Annotated in this window: 5 protein-coding genes and 2 pseudogenes; 3 read left to right on the top strand and 4 right to left on the bottom strand. The window is 71.3% G+C overall.

The features are described from left to right. The 3 genes from KSK32_RS32525 to KSK32_RS32515 all read right to left on the bottom strand — a co-directional run. Nucleotides 1-463: hypothetical protein (locus tag KSK32_RS32525; RefSeq protein WP_216936571.1), on the bottom strand; the 463-nt coding region annotated here is incomplete at its 3' end. Next, nucleotides 460-2,892 carry a DUF4132 domain-containing protein gene (locus KSK32_RS32520; protein ID WP_216930788.1) on the bottom strand — a complete coding sequence of 811 codons (2,433 nt, stop codon included), beginning with the start codon at nt 2,890-2,892 and terminating at the stop codon, nt 460-462. The genes KSK32_RS32520 and KSK32_RS32525, both read right to left, overlap by 4 nt. A 1-nt stretch (nt 2,893) precedes the next feature. After that, entirely contained in the window at nt 2,894-3,226 is a 333-nt protein-coding gene (locus tag KSK32_RS32515; protein WP_254187006.1) for a hypothetical protein, read from the bottom strand. A 644-nt stretch (nt 3,227-3,870) separates the two neighbouring features. Here KSK32_RS32515 and KSK32_RS32510 point away from each other — a divergent pair. Beyond that, nucleotides 3,871-5,136 (top strand): IS701 family transposase, encoded by a 1,266-nt coding sequence (locus tag KSK32_RS32510; RefSeq protein ID WP_216927931.1) that lies wholly within the window; start codon nt 3,871-3,873, stop codon nt 5,134-5,136. Here KSK32_RS32510 and KSK32_RS32505 read toward each other — a convergent pair. Continuing rightward, nucleotides 5,114-6,268 (bottom strand): hypothetical protein, encoded by a 1,155-nt coding sequence (locus tag KSK32_RS32505; RefSeq protein ID WP_216936569.1) that lies wholly within the window; start codon nt 6,266-6,268, stop codon nt 5,114-5,116. The two genes, KSK32_RS32510 and KSK32_RS32505, sit on opposite strands and share 23 nt — an antisense overlap. Nucleotides 6,269-6,793: 525 nt before the next feature. Between KSK32_RS32505 and KSK32_RS32500 the strand changes: the two are divergent. After that, nucleotides 6,794-6,952: pseudogene (locus KSK32_RS32500) on the top strand (phosphoribosylglycinamide formyltransferase); the annotation flags it as partial. Further along, nucleotides 6,949-7,532, top strand: a pseudogene (gene purH / locus KSK32_RS32495) (bifunctional phosphoribosylaminoimidazolecarboxamide formyltransferase/IMP cyclohydrolase); the annotation flags it as partial. The pseudogenes KSK32_RS32500 and purH, both read left to right, overlap by 4 nt.

Raw genomic sequence — 7,532 nt, 5'->3', positions numbered from 1 at the left:
TCGGGCCGGCCAGCACGGTGCGCCACGGTGTCTCCTCGCGGCGCCGCCCAGACGTGCAGCTCGTGTTGCTCGGCGGGTCGTCGTCGGTGCGCACCGTCTCGTGCAGGCGGTGACGGGCGTGCACCCGTACCCGGATCAGCCCGCGCGGGACGGCGACGTCGACGAGGGCCTCCGCGACGCCACCCATCAGGCCGATGACCGACAAACGGCCGCTGGGGCTCCACAGGGTCGCCTCACTGATCGCATCCCAACCGGCGTCGATCTGCGTCGAGGGCTCCGGCAGCACCCGGAGACGTGCCTCGATCGGACCCGTGTGGATCCCGCAGAAGCCGGTGAGCCGACTCGGCCCGCCCACCTGAAGGAGGGTGTCACCGATGGTGTGGATGCCCAGGCCGGTCACGCCGGGCACGGTGGTCACCTCGTACTGGCAGTAGCTGACGTGCAGTCGCGCCCAGCCCGTCATGCGGCGAACTGCCGCAGCACGGTGGGGTCGGTGATCGTGTCGTCGGCGGCAAGCATGATCGCCTTGGACAGGATCGTCGACAACATCGGGTCGTCCTCGAACGGCAGGTGTAGCCGTCCGGTGCCGCCGCGTGCGGGGACGATGCACAGGTAGACGTCGTGGGGCTCCATCATGATGTTGCCCGAGCCGAGGTGGATGCGGTAGCCGCGCAGGTTCCCGCGTACGTGCAGGTATCGGTCCGTGAGGGTGACCCGGTCGGCGATGGCCATGCGGGGGAGCAGCCGGGCCAGGGCGTCGCGACGTACCTGCGCCGACGGGTTCAGCGCGCCGACCGCGGTGCGGTGCCAGTAGTCCCGGAACCGGTCCTCGCCGCGGTCGGCCCACTGCGGGTCGGTGGCGATCGAGGTGACGCCGACGAACAGGTCCACGTCCCGCATCGCCTCGGTGAACACCAGCGGCGGTACGTCCGCGACCGGCGCGGGTTGCCAGGTCGCGCCGTCGGATCGGGCGAAGCGCACCTGGTCGGTCGAGCAGTGGTGGACGTCGTAGTCGCGCGGGTCGTCGGTGTCGACGAGTTGGTGGTGGAAGGACGCCCGCCACGCACCACCGCCGAAGAGCTTGGTGGCTTCGCTGTCGTACCCTCCGTCCCACGTGCCGAGGTAGCCGGCCTGCCAGCCGCGGGCGCGCATGAGCGCGTTCGCCTGGCGGTAGCGCAGGATGTGCGCGGCGAACCGGTTGGAGTAGGAGCCGGTCCGCTCCTCGGCCAGCGTGAGCAGGTAGACCTCACGGAAGGCCTGCTTGAACGGCTGCGTCAGGCCGGTGGCGAGCACCCGTTCCCGCCAGGCGAGGGTCTCGTCCACCGCCGCGTGGATGGGATGCCACAGCCGGACCCGCTCACCACGCGCCGGTCGCCCGTCGAGACCGACGATCGTCCACCCGTCGCCGTCGGTGTGGGGCAGGCCCGCCGACCAGTCGCGTCCGTCGGTGCTGGTCTCCCAGAGCAGCCGCCGCCCGTACGTCCCGGTTATCGGGTGGTCGAGGAAGCGGGACACCCAGTCCGGGTACGCCCAGACGCGGTCCTCGGACAGCAGCGCCTCCACCCGCTGCCGCTCGGCGGTCAGCGTCGCGCTGATGCCCTTCACCATGTCACGTAGCTGCTTCAGCTCGTCGGCGTGCGTCTCCTTGAGCACGGCCGGCACGCCCTTGAGCCCGGTGCCGCCGCGAGTGAAGGTCAGACGCGCCTTCTCGCCCACGACCCGCACCGTCGCCTCGTACGGGCCGACCTCGGTCAGTCGGCTGCCGGTGGAGTCGAGCCCGTGGTCGTCGACGGCGAGCTCCATCACCTCGCTGAGCGACCACCCCCGCGACGCGCCGAGGCGCGCCAGCGCGGACTGCACCCGGGCGCGCACCGCCTTGTTCTTCACCCTCGCCGCGAGCCGTGCCAGGGTCCGCACCGGTGCCTCACCGTCGCGCCCGGCGAGCAGCTGCACGGCCGCGATCGCGGTGCGCTGGGCATGGGGGAAACCGGACGCCTGGCGGGGCGCGGCCGAGGCGGTGGCGGTGACCCGGGCCAGCAGGTCCGTTGCCGCCTCGTCCGACTCTCGCGACAGCGCCCACACCAGGCCACGCAGGAGGCGGTCCGAGTCCTCGTGCACAGAGTGACGGTGGGCGGCGAACGCCTCCAGGACCGCGCGGACGGTTTCCTGTCCATCGGTCGCGGTCGTGAGCCGTTCGTCGAGGACGCGCAGCCACTTCGCCGGCGCCGCCGGCTTGTCGAGCGAGGCGCAGTGCGCCAGCAGCTCGGGCACGCCCGGCGCGGCGAGGACGTCACCCAGGCCGGCGCGCACGAGGGGACCGAACTCGTCGCCGTGGTGCAGCAACCACGACGGCACTCGGCGACCGGTGGCACGGTCGACCGCCTCTCCAATCAGCATGGCGACCCGCCGACGTGGCCCGGCTGCCATGAAGTAGTCCTCGGCGATTTCGTCGAACAGGGCCGAGAGCGCCGGCGCCAGATCCGCCAGGTCCGCGGTAGTCAGACGCACGGCGATCATCGCCGGCAACTCCAGGTGGGCGCCGTTGTCGTAGCCGTGCCCCTGGCCGGCAACCTCCAGACTCCATAGGAGATCCGCCCGGGTCCAGTCGTGCACGCCGTCGGCTAGGCTCCGCAGGACGTCGTTCAGCGCGGACGGGATCGAGCTGGTGGTCGCCTCGAGGTGCACGGCGAGCGCGGCTCGGCGGCGAAGCTCACCCGGCCACGCCTTGGTGGCCGCCCATTCCGGCGTGCGGGTCACCGACGTCGCCCAGAAGTAGGTGTCCGTGGTCCGGAGCAGCGGCCGAACGTGGGCGTCGGCTTCGGCGATTCCGGTTTCCACCCGCCGGCGATCCGGGGCGCTCAGCGCGGGAAGCAGGCGCGTCCAGTCACCCATCTCAGCCACCTACCAGGGGGACGAGTCGCACGAAGGCCACCTCGGGGTCCGCGAGCAGGTCGATCTCCTCGTCGAGATCCTCGACCTGTCGGTCACCCACCAGCAGTACGAAGCCGTTGCGGGCGAAGGCGGCACACGCCGCGTCCGCCTGACGCTCCCAGTCCAGCCGCCGTCCCCGACCGACCCGATAGCCGTTCAACGTCGCCTCCGCGTTGGTCGGCTGCACCAGACCCCGGAAGAGGTCGGCCTGGTCGGCGTTGAACCGCGCCACCTCCTCGCGCACGCGCAACCGGACCAGCTCCCGCGCGGAGATGCGCTCGGGCAGGCCTGCCAACGGCCACTGATCGATCGCCCTGCCCGTCGCTGTCTCGTCCCGAACCGTAACCGTGGCCACCGCGCTGCTCCTTGCCTTGAGGTGAGCGGCATCATGGCACGACAGTCCGACGGAACCGCTGCGGTCATCCGCCCGGGCAGCGGGTGTCACCGCCGCTGTGTTCAACGCAGTGCCCCGGGCGGGCCGGGCGTCGTCGCTGCCGGCGCCGGAGCGAGGGTCCCGGCCGGCGAGCACGGCAACCGAGAGACCACCGCATCACATTGACTGAGCGCGGCCGTGAGGCGTCCCAGCAGCGGTGGTGGCAGAGGGCGGCCGAGTCCGCTCGCGGTCAGCACGTCGAGCAACGTTTGCTGTGCTTCGGGTTCTGGGAACGCCGAGGACGTCAGGATGTCCCGTGCGGCGTACCCGTCTGCGGCCGTGACCGCTGTCTCGACAGCGAGGCGTGCGATGCGCTCCAGGCTGGGGCTGGAAGCGCCGTCGGCTAGTACGGCAGCCGCCGTTTGAGATTCTGCTGGTGACCTGGGGTGGACGCGGGGCGGCCACCGCGTGATCGTCTGTACGTTGTGGACATAACTTCAGATCTTGCGGTGGCCGCGTGCCACAGCCTAGCTGTTGCACGGTGGGAGCGGGTGCTGGCCGAGGTGCTGGGCTGCTTCGCGGGCCGGTTCGGGCGGGTGGAACCGCGCCGGGCGGCCGGACAGTTCGTGACCGGGCTGCTGGCTGACCTTGAGGTCAAGACGTGTTGGCAGTTGGCCGAGCAGGCCGGGCACGCCGGGCCGGATGCGATGCAGCGGTTGTTGTACCGGGCGGTGTGGGACGCCGACGCCGTCCGCGACGACCTGCGGCAGATGATCGCCGGCCGGTTCGGCGGTCCGGACGCGGTCCTGGCCGTCGACGAGACCGGCGATCTGAAGAAGGGCATCCACACGGTCGGGGTGCAGCGCCAGTACACCGGCACGGCAGGGCGGATCGAGAACAGTCAGGTCGGGGTGTTCCTGGGCTACGCCGGCGCCGACGGGCACACCCTGATCGACCGGCGGGTGTATCTGCCAGCGTCGTGGACCGACGACCGCGACCGGTGTGCTGCTGCCGGGGTGCCCGAGGACATCGAGTTCGCCACCAAGTCGGAGTTGGCCGCCGACATGATCACCGCAGCCCTTGACGCCGGGGTGCCGGCCGGGTGGGTGGCTGCGGACGAGGCTTACGGCAACAGCGCCGCCTTCCGCGCTGGCCTGCGCGAACACGAGATCGGTTACGTCCTTGCGGTGTCCCGCAGCCACCTGGTGCCGATCGACGGCAGCAAGACCCGCATCCGCGCCGACCGGATCGCCGCTGACCTGCCCGCCTCGGCGTGGCAGCGCCGCTCAGCCGGCGCCGGATCCAAGGGGCCGCGTTTCTACGACTGGGCCTGGCTCGATGACGTGTGCACCGACGCTGACCCCGACGACGGCGGCCGGCACAGCCTGCTGATCCGCCGCAACATCACCACCGGTGAGCTGGCCTTCTACCGCTGCTGGACCCCGAGACCGGCCACCCTCGTCCAGCTCGTGCGGGTCGCCGGAATCCGCTGGAGCATCGAGGAGAGCTTCCAGGCCGCCAAGAGCCAGGTCGGCCTGGACCAGCACCAGGTCCGCCGCTGGGACTCCTGGCACCGATTCACCACCCTCGCCCTGGCCGCCCTCGCCGTGCTGACAATCAGCGCCGCTGACGCCACCCACGACGAGCCCACCGACACGGGACTGATCACGCTGACCGTCAACGAGGTCCGCCGCCTGATCAACGCCTGCCTCATCCGCCCGATCACCGACCTCGCCCATCGTTTGCACTGGTCAGGCTGGCGACGACGGCATCAAGCCCGAGCCCGACGAGCCCACTACACACGCCGGCTCAACCTCGAACTTCAACCATGATCCCAAACGGCGGCTGCCGTACTAGTTCGACGATGGACAGGGCGAGGCGAGTGCGGAACACGACCAGCGAAGGATCCCTGCTCACCTTCTGATAGCGCGCCGTCATCAGGTCGACGTCCTCGGTGCGTGCCGGTCCGTCTGGGTGGGACATTGTGGTGAGGCAGGCCGCCACGGCGGCTTCCCAGGGCTCGCCGGGTTGGGTCGTGTCGATCATCTGTTGGGCGGCGGCGTGTTGCCCGCGGTGGATGCGGGCGATGATGGCGGCTTGGCGTCCGTCGAGCATCCGGTTGCCGATGCCGTGGTGGTGCTGGAGGTGTTCTTCGGCGTCGTCCCAGCGGCCGGCGCTGGTCAGCGCGCGGGTGCCGTCTGCCAGGTGGACGCTCCAGAGCCATTGGGTGAGGTCGCGGTGGGCTTCTTCGGTGGGGGTGAGCGCGGCGGCGGGGAGAGGGATGCCGTCGATGGTGGTGTCGGTTCGGTGGGCGATGGCGTGGTAGAGCTCGGTGAGGAGTGTGAGGCCGTCGTCGTGTTCGCCGGCTCGGATGTGCAGGCGGGCGAGGTTGACCAGGGATTCGATGACGTGGCGGCCGGGGGTGGTGGTCAGGTCTGGGCGGTCGAGCCATGCTTGGGCGTGGCGGTGGCACCACTGGCGGGCGAGGTCGGTTTGGCCGCAGTCGGAGGCGATGAGGGCGGCCTGGTTGTAGACGCGGGCGGCGGCGGTCAGGTCGTTGTCGTGCTGTGCCCTGGCCGCGAGGTCGGCCAGGGCGCCGATCCTCGCGGGCAGGGCGGTGCACAGCGGCCGTGACCGGGCGACGAGGGGGAAGCGGTGTGCTGTCGTCCCGGCGAGCATGGCCCTATTCCCAGATGACGGTGACGGGTGGTGCGGGCGGTCGATGACGAAGCGTCCCTTGTCGGGGGCGTGCTCGCCGGCGCGTCCGATCGGGATTTCGAAGCGCACGCTGCGGGAGCGGTACTCGCGGTCCCACCGTGCGGCTTCCTCGGCCGTGATGTCGGCCAGGGCGATGCCGTCGGGGCCGTGGCCGATGAGGCCGATCTCGTAGCGCTTCTGCCCGTCGACGGGTTCGGCGGGGCGCAGGGTGAGGTAGGCGAGGCTGGGGCCTTCGACGGTGGCCATGGCGCCCACTGCGGGTGCATGGGGGTGACCTGGCCTCGGTCGATCGCGGCGCGGTCGGTGGTCATCCGCAGGTTCGAGTTAGGTAGGCGCAGCGCGAGCCACAGCTCGATCCACTCGTACGGCACCATCGGCGGGAAGATCACGCCGGTCCACTGGGTGTGCGCGGGGGTGTCGAGGACGCCGGCGAGCAGGGCGCCGTCGACGGTCTGGTCCTTGTTGACGACCAGGGCGACGTCCTGCTGCTCGTTGATCGCGACGATGCGGCGGGCGTCGTCGAGGCTGCCGCGCAGGGGCATGAACACGGCGAGTTGACTGTCGACGCTGGTGAGGCCGTCGGGAGTGCGGGTGAAGGCGATGGAGCGCGACGTGGCGCCGCGCAGCCGCAGCGGCACCACCATCCGCCCGGCGGGGGCGAGCTGGCCGACAAAGGCCGCGCGGACCACGTCGAAGTCGGCCAGCAGGGGCCGTCGGCCGGGTTCCAGCCGGCCGGTGATGGCGGCGGTGCGGCGCAGCGTGTCGCCGGCGATCGTGGCCCAGGTCGCGGTGCCGGTGCACGACGACGACGACGAGGACGCGCTCACCGAGCGCATCAAGTCCGCCGAGCGGCGCCAGCTCGTCGAGCAGGTCGGCCGCCTGGTCCGTAAAGGTTGGACGATCACCGGCAGAAAGGTCACCATCCCGTGAACGCCACTGAGGACGCCGGTCGCCGCCCGATCCGGCGCGCGCTGGTCAGCGTCTACGACAAGACCGGCCTGGTCGAGCTGGCCCGCGCCCTGCACGAGGCCGGCGTGGAGATCGTGTCGACCGGGAGCACCGCGTCGACGATCTCCGGCGCGGGGTGCCGGTGACGCCGGTCGAGCAGGTCACCGGCTTCCCGGAGATCCTCGACGGTCGGGTCAAGACGCTGCACCCGAAGATCCACGGCGGCCTCCTCGCCGACCTGCGCAAGGACGCGCACGCCGCGCAGCTCGACGAGCACGGCATCGCCGGCATCGACCTGCTGGTCTCCAACCTCTATCCGTTCCAGGCCACAGTCGCCTCCGGCGCCGGCACCGACGAGTGCGTGGAGCAGATCGACATCGGCGGTCCGGCGATGGTGCGGGCCGCGGCGAAGAACCACGCCTCGGTGGCGGTGGTGACCGACCCGGCCGCGTACCCGGCGGTGGTGGCCGCGCTCGCCGAGGGCGGCTTCACCCTGGCCCGGCGCCGGGCGCTGGCGGCCCGCGCGTTCGCCGACATCGCGACTACGACGTCGCAGTGGCCG

It is taken from the genome of Micromonospora sp. WMMB482, assembly GCF_019038635.1.
Taxonomy (GTDB): Bacteria; Actinomycetota; Actinomycetes; order Mycobacteriales; family Micromonosporaceae; genus Micromonospora; species Micromonospora marina.
Note: the sequence above shows the minus strand (reverse complement) of the source record. Positions and strands in the feature narration are given on the sequence as shown.

Coding starts and splice junctions, on each gene's coding strand:
- KSK32_RS32520 (WP_216930788.1), bottom strand. CDS start 2,892: ATGGGTGACTGGACGCGCCTGCTTCCCGCGCTGAGCGCCCCGGATCGC.
- KSK32_RS32505 (WP_216936569.1), bottom strand. CDS start 6,268: ATGGCCACCGTCGAAGGCCCCAGCCTCGCCTACCTCACCCTGCGCCCC.